Genomic DNA, 20,427 nt, shown 5'->3' with positions numbered 1-20,427 from the left:
AATCTATATTTTGTTCCACGTGAAACATTACAAACTTGTTTTTAAAATCAATATTAAATGTTCCACGTGAAACACTTTGGGTTTAAAAACAAAAACAACACTATTGTTCCACGTGAAACATAGCTATTTTTTCATCCTCTTTAGAGCGCATTAAAAGCTCATTGGCTTCACCTTTATCCTTGTAACCGCAGTAATGTAAAATACCGTGAACCAATACTCGCTTTAATTCGTCTTCAAAAGAAACATTAAAGTCAGTAGCATTGTCTTTTACTCTTTCGATAGAAACAAAAATATCTCCATGCAGTTCATTACCCATAGAATAATCAAAGCTGATAATGTCCGTTAACGTATCGTGATCGAGATACTCCACATTAATTTTATGCAAATACTCATCATCACAAAAGATATAATTTATCTCTCCTTCCTTCTTGTTTTCCGAGGTAATAACATTTCCCAACCAAGTAGCTGTAGCTTCTTCGTTGTCTAAATTAAAGTCGGTTTCGTAATTAAAATTGATCATTTTTTATTAAAATATTCTTGAACCTTTTGATTAAAATTCGAGCGCAAAGGTAAGGATTGTCTATTTAATATTTCTATGCTATTTAAATAATCTAATAAAGCAGCTGGCAGCGCATTAGATTGATTATTAAATTCCTTTTTATTAGTTTCAGATTGGCGTTTATTTTCCTCTCCTTGTTGCTGAATGGCAGAATTCAATTTCAACAATTCCTGTTTTACATTTAAAATCTTTTGAAGTGTTTCGTTCTTAAAACCGTTGTTCAACAATTGCTTTTCAATTTGCTTCATTTGTTCCAAAGCGCTTTGTCCATTTCCACCCAATCCTTGTTTGTTCAATTCGTTTTGCAATGCTTCACGTAATTGTTTTTGCCCTTTATAAATTTCCATAATAGCCTGTGCATCGCCTTCACCACCCTCACCGTCTTGACCTGATTCACTTGGCTTACCTTGCTTGCCATTTTGTCCCTTTTGACCTTCACCAGGCTTCTCGCCTTTCTCCATTCCGTCTTTCATTTTCTCGCCAAGACCTTCTTGCTTTCTAATAATATCAGGCAATTGCATTCCTTGTCCTTGACCTGGTTTAGGTTTACCAGACCCCATTCCTGACATTTGCATTTGCATATTGTTAAGCATATCACTTAGGAAATCTGCTAATTTGTTAGCCGCAGAAATGGTATATTGTTGATGCGACAAACCTTTTGGAACTTGGGCATCTGTTAAAATAGACAAAGACTTATCTACATTGTAAACTACATTGCCAATTTCTTTAGTAATATCCTCCGCAATTTTAGGATTGCGCAACGACATCGCAAACAAACTATCATCAACATGCTTGAACTGTTGTTTTAAATCCTGTTGGACTTTGATGTTTTTATTGAACGCCGGAAATCCTGATTTATGCTTTTTAAATTGGTTCATCAAGTCTTCTTGGGATAAAGAAAATGCTAATAGGTTGTCCAAGATTTGTCTTAACATGGCAACATCTTCCTCCAGCTGTTCCATCTCACCTTGCTCCAAAGTTTGCTCCATTTTTTGCGCCATCTCATTCATCTTTTTAGATGCGCTTTTTTGATTTGGCTTAGCTTTATCTTTTTTGTCCTTCTTCAATTCCTCAGAGGCTTTCTTTAAATCTTCATCAATACTTTTCTCTTTAGCATCGTCTTTAGGTAAATCCAAAGGTGATTTTAATTCCTTGTTTTCTTTATCCAAATCATTTAAATCTTCTTGGATTTTGTCGAACTCAGTATTAATATCTTCTTGCTTATCTAGTTTGTTTTCCTTTTCATCATTAGACAACTTATCTTGCTTCTCAGAAAGCTTGTCCAATTTGTCTCCTAATTGTTCCGCTTTCTTTTCTACATAAAACCTCTTTGTCAACTCTACTAATTGTTCTAAATTCTTAGTTTGGTTTTTACTGTTTTGTTTGAATTTATCCAACTTAGTCAACAACTCTTCATTCTGAATTTTATCGTTTAGTTCTTTCAATTCATCTAAAAGTTTCTGGTTTTTTTCCAATTCCTTTTCCGCTTTGTCCATTCGTTTTTGAAGTTCCTCTTTCATTTCATCCTTCTTATCGGTTTTGAATTGCTCCAAATTATCGTTCATTTTTTTAGTAAATTCCTTCATCATCTCATCCTGTTTCATTTGAAGTTTGATGAAATCATTTACTTTTTGCTGATCTTTGAAATCCAGATTTTCTTTTTCTTTTCCGGTTTTTTGCAACTTCTCCATTTCAGAAATTTGCTTATCCTGGTTTTTTAAAGACTTCTCTAAACTATTGATGTTGTCATTTTGCTGCTGCAAAATTTGATCTTCTTTTTCTTCATCTGTCAAAACACGATTCGAGAAAACAGAAGACTTCGTACTTTTGAAATTATGCAACGCATCATTATCAAAAACTTCAAAATAATAATCATAAGATACACCTTGCTCTACCGGAAGATTACTTGGAAACGAAAACACGAATTGATCAAAAGCACTTTTCTTAATAGCAATTGTTCCACGTTTAGCAGTTTGTGGCTTCTCTCTTTCGTAATAAACAATCTGAAGTTTAGACAAACCATTATCATCAGAGATTTGACCTAAAACATAGTTCTTAGCCACCCTCAAACTGTCCGGTGCATTGTTTACATTGATTGTTGGGAACTGATCTTTGACAATAGTAAGCTGATAATTGAGTTTTTCGTAGTTTTTTATCTTCTCATTTGAAGTAAGAATTTGATAATCTGTGTTTTGAACTATATTTTTTGATAAAACAAAGGTATTTTCTGTTTTCGAAAAAGTAGCTTTCGAGATTCCATCCATCCACACTACATTTTGTGTGGCTTGTGTGTTCATTTTCCAAGTCACACGTGTTCCTTCGGGAATAACAGCATTTCCTGTTCCTTTGATAGTTTCTGATTTTTTATTCAAATACGAAGGATAGTTCAACTGCATTTCAAAATTAGCAATCGATGGAACAGTTATCACTTTCAATTCATAATCTGGAGAAGAAATAGCATTTCCCTCCACGTGGAACAAAATATTTTCTGAAGGCTTTGCCATCTTAAATTGAAACTCTCCTGCTTTAGTCGATTCCATAAAATAACTTTCATCATCAATAAAAATCATCGCATTCTCAGGAACTATTTTTCCTTCTGTTTTAATGCGAAGTATAAAATCCTTTCCTTGTTCAGTTTGTAAATTCGAATTAAGAACTACAAATTTAAATGGAGCAGGTGGCAAAAAAGTCGAATTGAAGTGCACTACTCTATTCAAACTTTGAGAAATCATATTGCTGTTTCCGGAGAAGTAAAAGAAAGCAAATAACGATATTGGAATTAAAGCTAAAGGAAAATATTTCCTGTTAACATTATAGTTTATGGCGTTCCCAAAAGGGATTGGTTGCAGCGCATAGGCTTTTTGTTCAATCGAGGCAGCTAATAATTCCGATTTGATTTGATGTTCGTTCGGATTTGATAATTGTAAAAAGTTAGTAAGTTTGTCACTATCTTCCGTAAAATGATTTCCAATAATTGCCGAAGCCTGATTGTAATCGATTCCTCTTTGAAGTTTGAATAATTTAAAAATTGGAAACAAAATAAAACGAAACAACAAATACACTTCTACTCCAACAAAAGTCCAAAATAAAATGGTTCTTCCCATAGGCTTAAGCCAAAGAAAATATTCAACAAAAAGCGTAAATAGGAAATACAACAATCCTAAACCGATAAAGAGAATAGTTCCCCGTATCAATTCGTTGGTGTAAAACTTTCTGATGAAAGCTTCTAATTTTTGATAAATAAATTGCTGAGTTTCCAAAATTTATGCTATGTTTTTGTAACCAATAAAAGTAACAATTTATATGAATAAAGAAATGTTAAAAATCATCAAACTCATTAATCTTACATTATCTCATTTTCAGATAATAACAAGAGAAATCGAATTTGTATCTTCGCAAAAAATTTACAGCAATGTTTAAACAAGTTCGGGTGCGTTTTGCACCAAGTCCAACTGGACCTTTACATATTGGCGGAGTTCGTACCGCATTATTCAATTATTTGTTTGCCAAAAAAAACAATGGTGTTTTCTTCCTGAGGATTGAAGATACGGATCAAAATCGTTTTGTTCCGGGTGCCGAAGAATATATCATCGAAGCACTGGAATGGTTAGGAATTGCGCCAGATGAGACTATTGGTAAAAATGAAAAATTTGGTCCATACCGTCAAAGCGAAAGAAAAGATTTGTACCAACAATATGCTGCTGAATTAATCAATTCCGGAAATGCCTATTATGCTTTTGATACAGCAGAAGCTTTGGATGCAGCACGAAAATTAGAAGAAGAACAAGGAAAAACATTTATTTACAATCATACCAACAGAGAAAAACTGGACACTTCGTTAGTGATTTCTGCAGATGAAACTGCTAAAAGAATTGCTGCTGGAGAACATTATGTCATCCGTTTTAAAACTCCGGTGAATGAAACGCTTCATTTGCATGACATTATTCGTGGTGATGTAAAGTTTGAAACGAATCTTTTAGATGATAAGGTATTGTTCAAGAGTGACGGAATGCCAACGTATCATTTGGCTAATATTGTGGATGATCATTTAATGGAAACATCACACGTAATTCGTGGTGAAGAATGGTTACCATCAATGCCTTTACACGTTTTATTGTACCGAGCATTTGGTTGGGATGCACCGGAATTTGCACATTTACCATTGATTATGAAACCTATTGGTAACGGAAAATTATCCAAACGTGACGGTGACAAGATGGGATTTCCTGTATTTCCATTGGATTGGAAAACCGCAGAAGGCGTTTCATCAGGTTACAGAGAAAAAGGATTTTTCCCGGAAGCCGTAATCAACTTTTTAGCCTTATTAGGTTGGAATGACGGAACGGATAAAGAATTATTCACGCTGGAAGAATTAGTGGCAGCATTTGACTTGAACAGAGTTCATAAATCCGGAGCTAAATTTGATCCGGAAAAAAACAAATGGTTTAATCACCAATATTTAATCAAGCAAGAAGATGCAACTTTGGCGAAAGCCTATGCTCCTATTTTGGTAGAAAAAGGGTTTTCTGTTAATGAAAGTGTCTTAACAAAAGTGGTTTCTTTGATCAAAGAACGCGCGCATTTTGTTTCTGAATTTTGGGAAATGAGTGATTTTTTCTTTGTCGCTCCAACTTCGTATGATGAAAAAGCAAGCAAAAATTGGAAAGTAGAAACTCCGGCATTAATGCAAGAATTAATTTCTGTAGTAGAAGAAATCACCGATTTCACATCTATGAATATTGAAACTATTGTCAAAGACTGGATGACGAAAAACGAAATTGGAATGGGAAAAGTAATGCAACCATTTCGTTTGAGTTTGGTTGGCGCACTGAAAGGTCCTCACCTATTTGATATTGTTGAAGTAATTGGAAAAGTCGAAACGATTAAGAGAATTCAAAAAGCAATAGCTACTTTGTAACCTCACAAAAAAATTATTTAACGAAAGGTATCTAATTCATAATTTAAGACTTATAAATTAGATGCCTTTCCTTTTATGTCACCTAAAATTTATCTATTAAAAAAAGTAATACGAAGTAACTAAACATTTTAATTTGTAAATTGTGAGATAATTTTTAACTAAAAATAAAAACATTATGAACATTGCTTTAATTATCCTACTGGTTTTTGGGTTTTTCATTTTACTTTCTTCTTTTTTTACGGTCAAACAGCAAACAGCTGTTGTTGTAGAGCGTTTCGGAAAATTTTTAAGTATCAGACAATCTGGTTTACATTTGAAAATTCCATTAATTGACAGAATTGCAGGACGTGTGAATCTAAAAATTCAACAATTAGATGTTATCATTGAAACAAAAACAAAAGACAACGTTTTTGTGAAGCTAAAAGTTTCAGTTCAGTTTATGGTTATCAAAGAAACCGTTTATGACGCTTTTTATAAACTGGAATATCCACACGATCAAATCACTTCTTATGTATTTGATGTCGTTCGTGCTGAAGTTCCAAAACTAAAACTGGACGATGTATTTGAAAGAAAAGACGATATTGCCATTGCTGTAAAAAGAGAATTGAACGAAGCCATGACTACTTATGGTTACACAATAATCAATACTTTAGTAACGGATATCGATCCTGATATTCAAGTAAAAAATGCGATGAACAGAATAAATGCTGCCGACAGAGAAAAAACTGTTGCTGAATTTGAAGCTGAAGCATCCAGAATTCGAATTGTAGCCAAAGCGGAAGCAGAAGCAGAAAGCAAGCGTTTACAAGGACAAGGAATTGCGAACCAAAGAAGAGAAATTGCAAAAGGTTTAGTAGAAAGTGTAGATGTTTTGAACAGAGTTGGAATTAATTCTCAGGAAGCTTCAGCATTGATTGTAGTAACCCAGCATTATGATACGCTGCAAGCTATTGGTGCTGATGCAAATTCAAATCTAATTTTATTGCCTAATTCTCCGCAAGCTGGAAGTGATATGCTCAACAATATGATTGCTTCGTTCAGTGCTTCCAATCAAGTGGGTGAATTGATGAAAAAGAGAAATGGAAAAGGAACTTCCAGAAGAGAAAAAGACATAGAAATACCTGAAAGACCGGAAGCTCCAGAAACACCGGAAACAGAAGAATAACTACTTAAATCATAAAAAAAGAGGCTTAAACGCCTCTTTTTCTTTTTGCAAACCAATTTTTTATAAACGGTATTGCTTTATTAAGTATGAATGGTGCTGCTGTTGAAACGATTGCTCCATAAGGAATTACAGAACTATACGATCCTATTAAATCGCTTACAATATTTTGAGGTGTAAAGCTTTCTTTAGTTTTCTTTACTCCAAAAACCAATTTTTGATAACTGAGTTCTTTTTCAATCTTAAAAATTTCAAGTTCTCTATCAATTTGAGCGTATGAAGAATATTTTTTTGTTTCCATAATTTAGTCGTTAAAAAATATTTCAGAAAATTTCTCTAATATTGGTCCTTCTACAATTTTATCTTTTATTAAAAATAATAGACTGGTTATCAAAAGATATATTCCTCCAATTATTAAAAATCCCAATGGATAACTATCTAAATATTTACCAATTGCCATTGCTCCTGCTATTGAACAAAACAATAAAACCATACTAAAACACAAAAAAATCAATGCAAACTTAAGAATCATGGTCGTAGATTTCATTGCTACTTTGAAACCCCATAATTTATAATAAGCCACATTACTCTGGATATACCCTTGTATTTGTTCTTGAATATCCTCCGTATTTTCTTTTAATTCCTCAAAAGCCATAATTTTATTTTAAATGTTTAGATAATCAAAAAAAATTATTTTTGAAATTTAGCGTTCTGTCTTTTTAACTCCGCTAATTTATCTTCTAAAAAAGAAATAACTTCTTCCGTTTTATGACTCATGTTTGAAACTAAATCTTCATAAGAATCTTCCAAGTCAAATTTAGCAGTTGTCAATTTATCATTTAACTGTGAAGATACCGTATCAAACTTATTTTGAAGATCATTTTTAGCATCATCAAAACCATCTTTTAATTTACCTCTGGTTTTTGATCCTTTATCCGGTGCATATAAAATTCCTAATCCAGCCCCAATTGCTACTCCTGCTAAAACAGCTAATAATGTATTCCCTGTATTATTCGACATAATTCTAAATTTTAAAAGTTTGCTTCATAAAGATACGGATTTATTAACAACAACCCGTTAACAACTCGTTAAAGTGTAATTTTACAAGACAAAAAGCAAATAAAAGCGAACTGTTCAACGTTTATTTAAATTCTATATTGATTGTCGTTCGTTTTAAAAATCCCTCTTAAAATCAATTTATGGACGTCGTTTTCGATTGAAAAAAAATATTAAAAAAAGTATATTTATAAGAAATTACAATAATAAGAAAAGCTCTCTAAGAAGAGAGCTTTTAATTGATAAAATCTATTTAAAAAAAGAATCTTATATTTTAAGATCATTTAATAATTGTAGCACTTTTTCGTTTTTCTCGTTCGTTTTTAATTCTGAAAGTTGTGCTTCAAAAAGATTGAAATTACTCAAATCATTTTGCAAATTTTCAATTGCTAAAATTCGAACGGCTGCCATTTGACTTTTCAATGACATCGTATATAATTTTGTCAAAGCTTCTTCTTCGATATCTTTTACCTGTACTTTATCAGAATGATGCAAAATCAAATTAGAAAATAACAACGAGTTATTATCATTTTTAATACTTTTGACAATAGTTTGGATAATTAAACTGTAATTATCAATACTTTTTATATTATCAACAACGCTTTTCAAGATTAAATTGGCACTGTTTTCATCTTTTTCTTTTACATATTTATTGATTTCTTTTTGCGTATTCATCAATAAATTTTCTTCTTTTTTACCTTTTTCTTCCCAAGCATCTTTCAATCCAACAGTTTTATTAAAGACAATTTTGCCTTCAGCCGTATCTTTATCCACATTGAAATAACCCAAACGCTGAAACTGGAATTTCTCTCCAGATTGAACCGTTGCCAAACTTGGTTCTACAAATCCTTTTACAATTTGTAACGAACTAGGATTCATAAATTCTAAGAAATTTTTCTCTTTATGACTGTCTGGCGCTTCATCAATAAACAAACGATCGTAGAGACGAACTTCAGCTTCTAAAGCATGTTGTATCGAAACCCAATGCAAGGTTCCGGCCACTTTACGTTGACTAGCTTCACTCCCACTTCCGCTTCTGCTGTATTCATCATACGTTACATGAATCTCTGTAATATTCCCAGCAGCATCTTTTATAACACTTTCTCCTTTAATGATATAAGCATTTTTTAGACGTACTTCTCTTCCTAAACTCAATCGAAAAAATTTAGCCGGAGCATCTTCTAAAAAGTCTTCTCTTTCAATAAATAATTCTCTAGAAAAAGGAACTTTTCTAAATCCTGCGCTTTCGTCTTCCTGATTATTTTCGGCTTCTAACCATTCTTCTTTATCTTCCGGATAATTAGTGATTACCAATTTTATTGGATCTAAAACAGCCATTACTCTAGGAGCCGTTTTATTCAAATCTTCGCGCAAGCAAAATTCCAAAAGTGAAAAATCAATTATATTTTCTCTTTTGGCAACACCAATAATATCACAAAATTTACGAATAGAATTCGCTGTGTACCCTCTTCTTCTCAATCCTGAAATCGTCGGCATTCTGGGATCATCCCAACCATTTACTATATTTTCCTGTACTAATTGCAACAGTTTTCGCTTGCTCATTACGGTGTAATTCAAGTTCAAACGCGCGAATTCATATTGATGTGGTTTTACTTTTGAGTCATCATAAATTTGGTCCAAAAACCAGTTGTATAATTCTCTGTGCATTACAAATTCTAACGTACAAATAGAATGTGAAATTTGCTCTATATAATCACTTTCTCCATGTGCAAAATCATACATGGGATATATTTTCCAATCGTCTCCGGTTCTATGATGATGACGGTGCAAAATACGGTACATTAATGGATCACGCATCAACATATTAGTTGAAGTCATATCAATTTTTGCACGCAAAACATGGCTTCCTTCTGGGAAATCACCGTTTTTCATTCCTTCAAACAAAGTCAAATTTTCTTCAACCGAACGGTTTCTGTAAGGTCCATCCACTCCCGGTTGCGTAGGCGTACCTTTTTGAGATGCCATATTTTCTGACGATTGACTATCAATGTACGCTTTACCGTTTTTAATCATTTTTACAGCCCAACCGTATAATTGCTGGAAGTAATCAGAAGCATAGCGTTCTTCGGCCCAATTGAAACCCAACCATTGCAAATCTTCTTTGATTGCATCTACATATTCTTGCTCTTCTTTGGCAGGGTTTGTATCGTCAAAACGCAAATTAACTGGCGCATTGTACTTTAAACCTAATCCAAAATTCAAACAAATTGATTTGGCGTGGCCAATATGCAAATAACCATTCGGTTCTGGTGGAAAACGGAAACGTAATTTATCTTGAGGAAAACCGTTTGATAAACTGTCTTCAATGATTTGTTCTATAAAATGGAGTGATTTTTCTTCAGTTGACATTTTTTTGTTTTATTTTAGCAAAGGTAAAAAAGTTTAAGGTTTAATGTTTAATGTTTCCATAGAAACCTATGAAAAGTTAGTAATTCCGCTTTAAACTTTACACTTTAAACAAAAAATAAAATAATGGGAATCATAAAACTTAAAAATATTAGAACGTACTCCTACCATGGTTGTTTAATCGAGGAAGGAAAAATAGGATCAGACTATACGGTAAACTTAGAGGTGAAAACTGATTTGAGAAAATCCAGTATTTCTGATAATTTGAAAGATACTGTTGATTATGTGCTCTTAAATAGTATAGTTGTAGAAGAAATGGCGATTCGTTCTGACTTATTAGAACATGTGGCACACCGCATTTTGACGAGAATATTTGAAGAAATTCCTGAAATATCCAGAATTATTGTAGCGGTTTCTAAACTAAATCCTCCTATTGGCGGTGATGTTGAAGCAGTTACTATTGAATTAGAAGAATATAGAAGTTAGATTAAAAATATTTTTTAAAACTTTTAAACTTTAAACTTTTAAACTCTAAACTTTTTGAGTACTTTTGCCATCCATTCAATTATGGCGTCGTGGCCGAGTGGCTAGGCTGGGCTCTGCAAAAGCTCCTACTCCGGTTCGAATCCGGACGATGCCTCTAAAACCTTCAAAGTAATTTGGAGGTTTTTTTTATGTCAAATTTTTAGGAAAAATTAAATAAAGTTATGGTTCAAATCCGGATAATATTCTAAAACCTTAAAGCAATTTGGAGGTTTTTTTTATGTCTAATTTTTAGAAAAAATTAAATAAAGTTAGAGTTCGAATCCGTCCCAAAGCTTCGGGAGATGCCTCTTAAAGAGATACAGAAATGTGTCTCTTTTTTTTATGTCAAATTTTTAAGAAAAATTAAATAAAGTTATGGTTAAAATCCGGATAATATTCTAAAACCTTAAAAGCAATTTGGAGGTTTTTTTTATGTCTAATTTTCAGGGAAAATTAAGTGTTAAGTCTTAATTAGATTAAATTCTTAATGGTTTAAAAAACTTAAATGACTTACATGTTTAAATAAAAAAAGCCCTGAATCTAATTAATTTAGAGTCAAGGCCTTTTCTATTTTATAAAAATTAAAAACTAGATTTATTCAATCTTTTCAAATGCTTTTTTTACCATTTCTTTTTCTTCTGGGAACCAACCTTGAGTGATTAAAACCATCCCAAAAACCATCATTACAATACTGATTCCTTTTTTAATTTTTAGAATATTTACTGGTGTTAGTTTTGTTTTTAATTGCTTCGCTAAAAGAATTTTGATACAATCTACAAACAAATAAGTTCCAATAACTGCAATAAAAAAAGTAATCATTCTAGGTGTTTGCATTTCTAGTTTTGGTCCAACAGAAATAATGATTGCCAGCCAAAAACCCAATACACCAATATTGATAATATTCAACAAAAAACCTTTTATGAAAAGGCTTATATAGTTTTTTTTGACAATTTCCTTGTCGATAATGTCCGTATTGATTTTCTGTTCTTTTTTTAACTGTATGAAAGAAATTATACCATAAGCTAACATTAATACTCCACCGAAAATAAAAAGAGCCGGTTGATCTTTTAAACTTTGAATCAATCGGTAACTTCCTAAATATGCAATTCCAATAAAAACAATATCCCCTAAAATAACTCCTAAATCAAATACTAAAGCCGCTCTAAATCCTTTTATAATACTTGTTTCCAGTAAAATAAAAAAAACAGGACCAATCATAAAACTCAAGAAAATTCCCCACGGAATACCAGCTAAAATGTCGTTTATCATTAAAAATTTAAATTTATTACGCTAAAATCTAAACCAAAGTACTAATTTTTTTCTAAAATCGTACCGCCAATGAATACTTCCTTGTTAATTTGTTTAGGTTTACCGTAGATAAATATAGAGCCACCAGCACGAACTTTTGCATCAACTAATGTAGAAGCATGAATTTCAGATTTTCCGCCAGCAGCAACGCTTATTGTAGTTTGTGAAGTCTCTAAATCCTTAGCATTTAAAATTCCGCCCGAGGTAATTACAACATCTTGATTTTTCGCTTTTCCTGATAAAGTAACTATTCCACCGGCATTCGCTTTGATGTTTACTTTGTCAACATCTATTTCTAATTTTATTTCTCCTCCAGATTTTGCATTCAAATCTAAGCTTGTTTGTTTGAAATCTTTTTCGCTTGAAACATAACTTCCCTCACTGACTGCAATGCTTTCCAGGTTTTTAAAATATAGTTTAACAATAATATCATCTCCGGATAATAATTGAGGAAATGGCATTCTGATTTTTAATTCTCCATTTTTATTAACCGTTTCCACTTCGTCAGCGCGTGCTCCGGTTACTACAATTTTGTTTTCTGAAGCTTCAATTAATTTGACATTGATTTTATCAAAAACTTTAACTTCATCAAAATCTCCTAAGTTTCTGGTTACTTGAGAGTTTGTAAATTGACTTAAAAATACAAAAGCAATAATCACTAATCTTTTCATTTTTTTTTTATTTTAAAGGTTCTTCAATTCTTCTTAAAAAATTAAAATCCAGTTGTTTTTTAACTAAATCGGCATTTTTTACTTTAACGTAAATTTCGTCTCCTAATTGTAATAATTTACCAGAAGTTGCGCCGGTTAGTGCATATTGTTTTTCGTCAAAAGTGTAATAATCATCTTTTATATCTCTGATTCTACACATTCCTTCACATTTATTCTCGATGATTTCAACATAAATTCCCCACTCTGTCACACCAGAAATAACTCCCAAAAATTCCTCATCCTGATGATCTTGCATGTATTTTACCTGCATATATTTGATAGAATCACGTTCTGCATTGGTTGCCAAACCTTCCATTGTTGACGAATGCAAACATTTTGTTTCATATGTTTCTTCATCAACAGATTTTCCTCCATCCAGATAATGCTGCAACAATCGATGCACCATTACATCGGGATAACGACGAATTGGTGAGGTAAAATGCGAATAATAATCAAAAGCTAAACCGTAATGTCCTATGTTATCCGTAGAATATTTGGCTTTACTCATACTTCTAATCGCAAGCGTATCAATTAAATTCTGTTCTTTTTTACCATTTACATCTTCCATTAATTTATTCAAAGCTTGTGAAATAGAACCTTGTTTAAAATCAATTTTATGTCCGAACTTGGCAATAACAGCTTGCATCGCAAAAAGTTTATCCTCATTTGGCTCATCGTGAATTCTATAAATGAACGTCTTTTTTTGTTTTCCAATGTACTCCGCTACTTTTCTATTGGCCAAAAGCATGAATTCTTCAATCAGATGATTAGCATCTTTCGAAACTTTAAAATAAACGCCTTGAGGTTCGCCGGCTTCATCTAAATTGAACTTCACTTCTACTTTATCAAAAGAAATCGCTCCTTCAGCCATTCTTCTTTTTCTAAGAATTTTAGCTAATTCATCCATTTTTAGCGTCGCAGCAACAATTGCTGCTGAAACTTGATAGGAACTTCCTGTAATCGAAATTTCTTCTGGAATCACATCATCTTTGGTTTCTATGATATATTGCGCTTCTTCGTAAGCAAAACGCTGATCAGAATAAATTACTGTTCTTCCAAACCATTGATTCACTACTTGAGATGTTTCAGTTATTTCGAATATGGCCGAAAACGTATATTTTTCTTCATTTGGACGTAATGAACACGCAAAATTGGATAAAACTTCGGGCAACATTGGCACTACTCTATCCACTAAATAAACCGAAGTTGCTCTTTGATACGCTTCATCATCCAGGATTGTTCCTTCTTGAAGATAATGCGAAACATCGGCAATGTGAATACCAATTTCGTAATTACCATTTTCTAGTTTTTTGAATGAAAGTGCATCATCAAAATCCTTCGCATCTTTTGGATCAATGGTAAAAGTCAACGTATCTCGCATGTCGCGACGTTTGGCAATTTCATCTTCTTCTATCGAAGTATCAATTTTTTGTGCAAACGTTTCCACTTCAATAGGAAATTCTGATGGCAAACCGTATTCAGCAAGAATTGCATGAATTTCTGTATCGTGCTCTCCTGGTTTCCCTAAAACTTTTATTACAGAACCAAAAGGACTATCAGCTCTGGCTGGCCAATCTTCGATATGAACCAAAACTACATCACCCTGCTCCGCCTCGCCTATTTTATCCTTTGGAATAAAAATATCAGTGTACATTTTTGGATTTGCTGTAGAAACAAAAGCAAAATTAGCTTGAATGTCAATAACACCAACAAAATCAGTTTTATGTCTTTCAAGGACTTCAATTACTTCACCTTCTGGTCTTTTTCCTTTTCTACGATTGTAAACATAAACCTTGACAATATCTTTGTCTAAAGCGTGGTTTAGGTTATTTGTAGGAATAAAGACATCTTCTTCCATATCAGGACAAACAAAATAAGCTGTTTTACGTCCTGTCATGTCTATCTTACCTTCGTAATACTCTTTACTTTCAGCTTTCACTAAGTATTTACCTGGTTCTGACTCTATAATTTTATTTTGCGAAGCCAGAATCTTCAAATCTTTGATAATTTGATTTCTGCTTTCGGTATCGTCAAGCTCTAGCTTTGCTCCTATTTGTTTGTAGTTGAATGCTTTATTAGCACTTTGCGATAATATTTTTATAATTTTTTCAGAGAAATCTTTCCCTTTTTTTATCGGCTTTCTTAATCTTTTACTCATAAATCTGTTCTTAAAAGTCTAAAATTACAAAATACTAAACTGTTATCAGTACAGAGTGCACAGTTTTAAAGAAAATATAACTTTACAGAATAGTTGTATCTTTATAAAAAGTATCAAAAATGGAAGAATTTCAAACCATTGCAATTTTCAATTATTCCCATGAAATTGTAGTTATAAAGCATTTGCTGGAGCAGGAAGAGATTAACTATTTTTTTGAAAACGAAACATTGGTTTCCATCGATCCTTTTGGCAGTTTCGCCTACGGTGGAATCAAACTCAAAATTCATTTCAACGATTTTGAAAAAGTTCAGGAACTGTTAGACAACTTGAACAACAAATTGAAAATTGTTTGAAACTGAAATCAATCTAAAATCAATTTTTTGAGTTTGAATTTTTTGAAAGTTGTCAACATATATTTAAATAAACAAAAAGAAAATTTAAATTTAAAATCTTTCTTGGTTGTTATTATAGCTTGTTAATAGTGGCAATAAATTTATTTTAAAATGCATTGAAATCAAGTTTTAGGATGTTATTGGGAGTTATCAACATACTTATTTTAGGATAAAGTATTAGTTTTAAAGTGTTTTTAGATTTTAATTAACAATGGTTGATAACAGAAAAACTATTGGTTTTGTAAATAACTCACACTACCGTTTTTTGTTGATAACCTACTTTTTAATATTGATAACTATTCTAAAAATTCATCAAACTAAATTAGGATTTAAAAACTGGGTTTTGGATTACTTTTTTTTTCGATACAACCAAAAAATAGTTCTTATTTTCTATCCAAAGTTATGAACATAGTGTGTTAATTTAAAGTTAACTGAATATCAAGCAATTGCGTTTTGCTATTAACAATGCAAATTTTTAACATTTATAATATAAATTTTTCACTGATTTACAGCTAATTATACATTTAAAAGAATTGTTGATAACTGCTAAATAAATCATAATCTGATAGTTACAATATGAATTCTTGTATGTAGTTTTGATGAGGCATTTGAATTGAAATTATCAAATAAAGAAGCCTTAATTAATTCATCAGAATAGATTACTTTATTTAAATTTGCAGCACACAACTTAATACATATAATATGAAAATCTCCATAGGAAACGATCACGCAGGACCGGATTACAAAAAAGCAATTGTTGAAATGCTGCAAGCAAAAGGACATGAAGTAACGAATTACGGAACCGATTCAGCAGGAAGCGTGGATTATCCTGATTTTGGACGTCCTGTTGCCACAGATGTTTCTGAAGGAAAAGCTGATTTTGGAATTATTATTTGCGGAAGCGGAAACGGAATTTCAATGACGGCGAATAAACAATCTAAAGTTCGTGCGGCTTTATGCTGGATGAAAGAAATTGCAGTTTTGGCACGTCAGCATAATGATGCGAACATTATTAGTATTCCTGCTCGTTTTACTTCGATTCCACAAGCAGTAGAAATGGTAGAAGTATTTTTAAACACTGAATTTGAAGGTGGAAGACACCAAAATAGAGTAGATAAAATTTCTTGTTAGTACTCTATTATTCCAGAATAAAAAAGTACCAAAAGGATTAAAATTTGGATTACTATAATTCCGTAAAACCTCAAAAGGAAGCTTTCTTTTGAGGTTTTATGTCTAAAGAAAAGCATGGCTAACCCGGAACCAATTGTTCCGCCCAGAATACTTGTAAGCAATAAATTACGTTCAGAAATGCGCCTTTTTTGCTGAATGGCCAGCCGTTTGTCAACTCCTATTATTGAAAAAGCAACTAAATTAATAAGTGGAAAATACCAGAATAAAAAAGACATAAATAAGGAGTTTTGACTCAAAGGTAGTACTTTAGCATGTATAAAAACTAACAAAATAATGATGCTAATTTAGAAGAAATAGAATCTAATTTGTTAAAAACGAGGATTGTTGAAGTAAATTGCTATTGTCATATGGCTTATTAATAAGAGATATTATTTAAAATATTTGAAATGAAAGATTTAACAAATTCACAGATAGACCGAAAAAATGTACTGAATAACAATATGGCTATCAAAGAAATATATAACCAATTAGGTTTTACGGGAATATATTTCGAGAATAAATACAGATTTACACTCAATCAGGTTGCTAAATTTTATGAAGTTGATACCAGAACAATTGAACGTATTTTACAAGATAACAATCATGAGTTACAAGATGCAGGGTATGAAATTTTTAGAGGGGTTAAACTCAAAATGTTTAAAGACTTCATAAATCAACTGACCGACATTGATGTCGGCCAGTTAATGCCAGATAATGACAATGAATTGGTTGGAAAAAGAGCTACAAGTTTATCAGTATTTACTTTTAAAACTTTACTTAACATAGGTATGCTATTACAAACTTCAGAAAAGGCCAAAGAAGTCAGAACATTTATGTTAAATGTTGTAATAGATGTATTAAATAAAAAATTGGGAGGTTCTACCAAATTCATTAATCAAAGAGAAGAAGAATTTGTCCCTGCCGCTATAAGAGAAATAAATTATAGAAAAGAATTTACTAATGCGGTTGATTTATGTATTACAAGCAATAAGTTTAAATATGGGCAATTAACGGACAAAATATATAAAAGTATTTTCAAAGAAAACGCTAAAGAGTATCGTAAAGTTCTTGATTTGAAAACTAAAGAAAGTGTGAGAGCAACAATGTATTCTGAGGTATTAGATTTAATATCAAGTTATGAAAATGGTTTTGCAGAATTTTTAAAAGATCAATTTGAGCTTAATAAAAAACAATTCTCTTTATCAGAAGCCCATGAAGTATTCTCTAATTTCGAAAAACTAACCAATAAAATTTATGAACCATTAAGAGAAAAAGCAAGAAGCTTGATGGCAAGCAGAGATATGGCTTTTAGAGATGCTTTACATGAAAAATTAAAAGATTATGTAAGTACAGTAAGTACAGAAGATTTCAATAAATTTTTAGGGGAGAAAAGTCAAGCATTGGAGGAAAGATTAAAAGAAAATATTGATGTGTTCAAAAGACTAAAAGACCGCTAGTTATGGAGTACTTTTATTTTGATATGACACATGCCGTTAAAGAACAAGATTTTATTATTGAAAATAGTGGAGGTAAAAAAGGAATCATAAATATTGGTTTAGTTGACAGTGTTTTAGAACACATTAAAAATGATTGGTATTATCCGGAATTTGAAAATAAAGTTTGTCATTTATTTTATTCGATAAATAAAAATCATGCCTTTGAAGATGGAAATAAAAGAACATCTATTGTTTTGACTTCCTATTTTTTAGAGATAAATGGATTTGATTTCAAAGTAAGTTACTTTATCAGAGAAATGGAAAACATTGCAGTTCACGTCGCTGATAATAGAATTGATAAAAATTTATTACAAGAAATTATTACATCGATTCTTTATGAAAATGACTATGATGAAGAACTTCAATTAAAAATAGTAAATGCAATATATCTAGAAGAGAGCAACCAAGAAGAAACGGAATTTTAAATACCTATTTAGGATAATAATAAAGAATCCTAATAAAAGAATTAACACATAATGACTAATATACAATTCATATCAAAAGGCGTTGCTACAGCAGCAATTAACATTCAAAATACCGTTCAATTATTACAGGAAGATTGTACAATTCCGTTTATTTCTAGGTATCGAAAAGATAAAACGGGTAATCTTGATGAAGTTTTTATTGAGCAAATTGCCAAATTTCAAAAAGAATACGAAGTGATTGTAAAACGCAAAGAAGCGATTTTAAAATCGATTCAGGAACAAAATGCACTTAGCCCAGAATTAGAAAAAAAAATCCAGCAAAGTTTCGATTTACAGGAATTGGAGGATTTTTATCTGCCTTTTAAAAAGAAGAAAAAAACTAAAGCTGATACAGCCCGAGAAAACGGATTGGAACCGCTAGCCAAAATTATTATGGCGCAAAATAATGATGATGTCGATTTTATTTCGACAAAATATTTGAACGAAAATATCATCAATGAAGATGCAGCATTGCAAGGCGCCAGAGATATTATTGCTGAATGGATTAATGAAAATATTTATGTTCGAAAGCAACTCCGACGATTGTACGAACGCAAAGCAACGATTACAACTAAAGTAGTAAAAACGAAGAAAGACGACGAAGCGGCGCAGAAATTCAGTCAATATTTCGATTGGACAGAACCGTTGACTAAAGCACCTTCCCATCGATTATTAGCGATGCTTCGCGCAGAAAATGAAGGCTTTATCAAGTTTAAAGTAGAAGTTGATATCGATGAAGCGTATGATATTATTGATGCATTAGTTTTAAAAAGCCAAAATAAAACCACGCCACACGTTCAATTAGCCATCGAAGATTCGTATAAAAGATTGCTGAATCCAGCTATTTCAAACGAAGCTTTGCAGGAGGCTAAAGCCAAGGCTGATGCCAATTCTATTCAGGTTTTTGCGAACAATTTGGGACAATTATTGTTAGCACCGCCTTTGGGTGAAAAACGAATTCTGGCCATTGATCCAGGATTTAGAAGCGGATGTAAAATTGTTTGTTTGGACGAAAAAGGAGATTTATTGTATAACGAAACCATTTATCCACATGCGCCTCAAAAAGAGGAAGCGATGGCGATGAAAAAAATTCGTTCGATGGTCAATTCCTATAAAATTGATGCAATTTCCATCGGAAATGGAACGGCTTCGAGAGAAACCGAATTCTTTATCAAGAAAATCACTTTTGATAAGCCGGTTCAGGTTTTTATCGTTTCAGAAGCGGGAGCATCGGTGTATTCAGCTTCAAAAATTGCCAGAGACGAATTCCCTAATTATGATGTGACGGTTCGAGGTTCGGTTTCTATCGGAAGACGATTGAGTGATCCTTTGGCTGAGTTGGTAAAAATTGACCCGAAAGCCATTGGCGTAGGCCAATACCAACACGATGTAGACCAAACCAAACTCAAAGAAGAATTAGACAATACAGTAATTCGTTGCGTGAATTCAGTTGGAATAAACATTAATACGGCGAGTAAACATTTACTGAGTTATGTGAGCGGAATAGGAGAGAAGCTGGCTGAAAACATAGTTCAATACCGCTCAGAAAATGGCCCTTTTCAAGATCGAAAACAATTAAAAAAAGTCTCTCGTTTGGGTGAAAAAGCCTACCAACAAGGTGTTGCTTTTATCCGAATTTCGAATGCTAAAAACCCGTTGGATAATTCAGCAGTACATCCTGAAGCCTATGGAATCGTAGAGAAAATGGCAAAAGACTTGAAATTGACGGTGCATGATTTGATTGCTAATAAAGAAAAAACAGCTTTGATACAGCCAGAAAAGTACATTACTCCAGAAATAGGTTTATTGGGATTGAAAGACATTATCAAAGAGCTCGAAAAACCAGGATTAGATCCTAGAAAATCAGCTCAAGTATTTGAATTTGACCCGAATGTAAAAACGATAAAAGATGTAAAAACAGGAATGGTTTTGCCTGGAATTGTCAATAACATTACCAATTTTGGTTGTTTTGTGGATATTGGAGTCAAAGAAAGTGGCTTGGTTCATATCTCACAACTCAAAGCAGGATTTGTAAGTGATGTAAATGAAGTAGTGAAATTGCACCAACATGTTCAGGTCAAAGTAACTGAGGTCGATGAAGATAGAAAACGAATTCAGTTGACGATGATCATTTAAACAAAA

The 20,427-nt window shown here is 32.3% G+C and carries 18 protein-coding genes and 1 tRNA gene; 9 read left to right on the top strand and 10 right to left on the bottom strand.

Annotated elements, in window-relative coordinates:
- Positions 1-100 precede the first annotated feature (100 nt).
- The gene (gene ybeY / locus DR871_RS04310; protein WP_113664697.1) at positions 101-520 is read right to left on the bottom strand and encodes an rRNA maturation RNase YbeY; all 420 of its coding nucleotides are present in this window, start codon (positions 518-520) and stop codon (positions 101-103) included.
- Positions 517-3,819 (bottom strand): hypothetical protein, encoded by a 3,303-nt coding sequence (locus DR871_RS04305; RefSeq protein WP_113664698.1) that lies wholly within the window; start codon positions 3,817-3,819, stop codon positions 517-519. Before DR871_RS04305 ends, ybeY begins: the two co-directional genes overlap by 4 nt.
- A gap of 152 nt (positions 3,820-3,971) precedes the next feature.
- On the opposite strand from DR871_RS04305, the gene gltX reads away from it, so the two are divergent.
- A complete protein-coding gene (gene gltX, locus DR871_RS04300) occupies positions 3,972-5,477 on the top strand; it encodes a glutamate--tRNA ligase (protein ID WP_113664699.1) in 1,506 nt (501 codons plus the stop codon).
- Between the two features lie 175 nt (positions 5,478-5,652).
- Complete coding sequence (locus DR871_RS04295) at positions 5,653-6,642, top strand: SPFH domain-containing protein (RefSeq protein ID WP_113664700.1); 990 nt, start codon at positions 5,653-5,655, stop codon at positions 6,640-6,642.
- Between the two features lie 25 nt (positions 6,643-6,667).
- Here DR871_RS04295 and DR871_RS04290 read toward each other — a convergent pair whose 3' ends face one another.
- From DR871_RS04290 to DR871_RS04275, 4 genes are all read right to left on the bottom strand, one after another.
- Entirely contained in the window at positions 6,668-6,940 is a 273-nt protein-coding gene (locus tag DR871_RS04290) for a DUF6327 family protein (protein ID WP_113664701.1), read from the bottom strand.
- Between the two features lie 3 nt (positions 6,941-6,943).
- Positions 6,944-7,294, bottom strand: coding sequence for a phage holin family protein (locus DR871_RS04285; RefSeq protein WP_113664702.1), 351 nt, complete (start codon positions 7,292-7,294; stop codon positions 6,944-6,946).
- 35 nt (positions 7,295-7,329) lie between these two features.
- Positions 7,330-7,659: a YtxH domain-containing protein gene (locus tag DR871_RS04280; protein WP_113664703.1), complete on the bottom strand. Its 330-nt coding sequence runs from the start codon at positions 7,657-7,659 to the stop codon at positions 7,330-7,332.
- Positions 7,660-7,962: 303 nt separating this feature from the next.
- Positions 7,963-10,065 (bottom strand): glutamine--tRNA ligase/YqeY domain fusion protein, encoded by a 2,103-nt coding sequence (locus DR871_RS04275; protein ID WP_113664704.1) that lies wholly within the window; start codon positions 10,063-10,065, stop codon positions 7,963-7,965.
- A 123-nt stretch (positions 10,066-10,188) separates the two neighbouring features.
- Between DR871_RS04275 and folB the strand changes: the two genes are divergently transcribed.
- The gene (gene folB / locus DR871_RS04270) at positions 10,189-10,548 is read left to right on the top strand and encodes a dihydroneopterin aldolase (protein WP_113664705.1); all 360 of its coding nucleotides are present in this window, start codon (positions 10,189-10,191) and stop codon (positions 10,546-10,548) included.
- An 83-nt stretch (positions 10,549-10,631) separates the two neighbouring features.
- A tRNA-Cys gene (locus DR871_RS04265) sits at positions 10,632-10,702 on the top strand.
- 479 nt (positions 10,703-11,181) lie between these two features.
- On the opposite strand, the gene DR871_RS04260 is transcribed toward DR871_RS04265, so the two are convergent.
- From DR871_RS04260 to rnr, 3 genes are read right to left on the bottom strand one after another with little or no spacing between them, the layout of a single operon-like run.
- Positions 11,182-11,856, bottom strand: a complete 675-nt coding sequence (locus DR871_RS04260; protein ID WP_113664706.1) for a LysE family translocator — start codon at positions 11,854-11,856, stop codon at positions 11,182-11,184.
- 41 nt (positions 11,857-11,897) lie between these two features.
- Entirely contained in the window at positions 11,898-12,566 is a 669-nt protein-coding gene (locus DR871_RS04255) for a head GIN domain-containing protein (protein WP_113664707.1), read from the bottom strand.
- Between the two features lie 7 nt (positions 12,567-12,573).
- A complete protein-coding gene (gene rnr / locus DR871_RS04250) occupies positions 12,574-14,763 on the bottom strand; it encodes a ribonuclease R (protein ID WP_113664708.1) in 2,190 nt (729 codons plus the stop codon).
- Positions 14,764-14,882: 119 nt separating this feature from the next.
- Between rnr and DR871_RS04245 the strand changes: the two genes are divergently transcribed.
- Both DR871_RS04245 and rpiB read left to right on the top strand, forming a co-directional pair.
- The gene (locus DR871_RS04245) at positions 14,883-15,116 is read left to right on the top strand and encodes a DUF2007 domain-containing protein (RefSeq protein WP_113635759.1); all 234 of its coding nucleotides are present in this window, start codon (positions 14,883-14,885) and stop codon (positions 15,114-15,116) included.
- A gap of 741 nt (positions 15,117-15,857) precedes the next feature.
- Positions 15,858-16,286, top strand: coding sequence for a ribose 5-phosphate isomerase B (gene rpiB, locus DR871_RS04240; protein ID WP_113664710.1), 429 nt, complete (start codon positions 15,858-15,860; stop codon positions 16,284-16,286).
- Here rpiB and DR871_RS04235 read toward each other — a convergent pair.
- Positions 16,283-16,561, bottom strand: coding sequence for a DUF1294 domain-containing protein (locus DR871_RS04235; RefSeq protein ID WP_113664711.1), 279 nt, complete (start codon positions 16,559-16,561; stop codon positions 16,283-16,285). The two genes, rpiB and DR871_RS04235, sit on opposite strands and share 4 nt — an antisense overlap.
- A gap of 171 nt (positions 16,562-16,732) precedes the next feature.
- On the opposite strand from DR871_RS04235, the gene DR871_RS04230 reads away from it, so the two are divergent.
- From DR871_RS04230 to DR871_RS04220, 3 genes are read left to right on the top strand one after another with little or no spacing between them, the layout of a single operon-like run.
- Positions 16,733-17,782: a DNA-binding protein gene (locus DR871_RS04230; protein WP_113664712.1), complete on the top strand. Its 1,050-nt coding sequence runs from the start codon at positions 16,733-16,735 to the stop codon at positions 17,780-17,782.
- Between the two features lie 2 nt (positions 17,783-17,784).
- Positions 17,785-18,246: a type II toxin-antitoxin system death-on-curing family toxin gene (locus tag DR871_RS04225; protein WP_113664713.1), complete on the top strand. Its 462-nt coding sequence runs from the start codon at positions 17,785-17,787 to the stop codon at positions 18,244-18,246.
- Positions 18,247-18,297: 51 nt separating this feature from the next.
- A complete protein-coding gene (locus DR871_RS04220; RefSeq protein ID WP_113664714.1) occupies positions 18,298-20,421 on the top strand; it encodes a Tex family protein in 2,124 nt (707 codons plus the stop codon).
- Positions 20,422-20,427 lie beyond the last annotated feature (6 nt).

It is taken from the genome of Flavobacterium petrolei (assembly GCF_003314435.2).
Lineage (GTDB): Bacteria > Bacteroidota > Bacteroidia > Flavobacteriales > Flavobacteriaceae > Flavobacterium > Flavobacterium petrolei.
Note: the sequence above shows the minus strand (reverse complement) of the source record. Positions and strands in the feature narration are given on the sequence as shown.

Coding starts and splice junctions, on each gene's coding strand:
- rnr (WP_113664708.1), bottom strand. CDS start 14,763: ATGAGTAAAAGATTAAGAAAGCCGATAAAAAAAGGGAAAGATTTCTCT.
- DR871_RS04225 (WP_113664713.1), top strand. CDS start 17,785: ATGGAGTACTTTTATTTTGATATGACACATGCCGTTAAAGAACAAGAT.
- DR871_RS04220 (WP_113664714.1), top strand. CDS start 18,298: ATGACTAATATACAATTCATATCAAAAGGCGTTGCTACAGCAGCAATT.
- DR871_RS04230 (WP_113664712.1), top strand. CDS start 16,733: ATGAAAGATTTAACAAATTCACAGATAGACCGAAAAAATGTACTGAAT.
- DR871_RS04245 (WP_113635759.1), top strand. CDS start 14,883: ATGGAAGAATTTCAAACCATTGCAATTTTCAATTATTCCCATGAAATT.
- rpiB (WP_113664710.1), top strand. CDS start 15,858: ATGAAAATCTCCATAGGAAACGATCACGCAGGACCGGATTACAAAAAA.
- DR871_RS04275 (WP_113664704.1), bottom strand. CDS start 10,065: ATGTCAACTGAAGAAAAATCACTCCATTTTATAGAACAAATCATTGAA.
- DR871_RS04235 (WP_113664711.1), bottom strand. CDS start 16,561: ATGTCTTTTTTATTCTGGTATTTTCCACTTATTAATTTAGTTGCTTTT.
- DR871_RS04260 (WP_113664706.1), bottom strand. CDS start 11,856: ATGATAAACGACATTTTAGCTGGTATTCCGTGGGGAATTTTCTTGAGT.
- DR871_RS04255 (WP_113664707.1), bottom strand. CDS start 12,566: ATGAAAAGATTAGTGATTATTGCTTTTGTATTTTTAAGTCAATTTACA.
- DR871_RS04280 (WP_113664703.1), bottom strand. CDS start 7,659: ATGTCGAATAATACAGGGAATACATTATTAGCTGTTTTAGCAGGAGTA.
- gltX (WP_113664699.1), top strand. CDS start 3,972: ATGTTTAAACAAGTTCGGGTGCGTTTTGCACCAAGTCCAACTGGACCT.
- DR871_RS04285 (WP_113664702.1), bottom strand. CDS start 7,294: ATGGCTTTTGAGGAATTAAAAGAAAATACGGAGGATATTCAAGAACAA.
- folB (WP_113664705.1), top strand. CDS start 10,189: ATGGGAATCATAAAACTTAAAAATATTAGAACGTACTCCTACCATGGT.
- ybeY (WP_113664697.1), bottom strand. CDS start 520: ATGATCAATTTTAATTACGAAACCGACTTTAATTTAGACAACGAAGAA.
- DR871_RS04295 (WP_113664700.1), top strand. CDS start 5,653: ATGAACATTGCTTTAATTATCCTACTGGTTTTTGGGTTTTTCATTTTA.
- DR871_RS04290 (WP_113664701.1), bottom strand. CDS start 6,940: ATGGAAACAAAAAAATATTCTTCATACGCTCAAATTGATAGAGAACTT.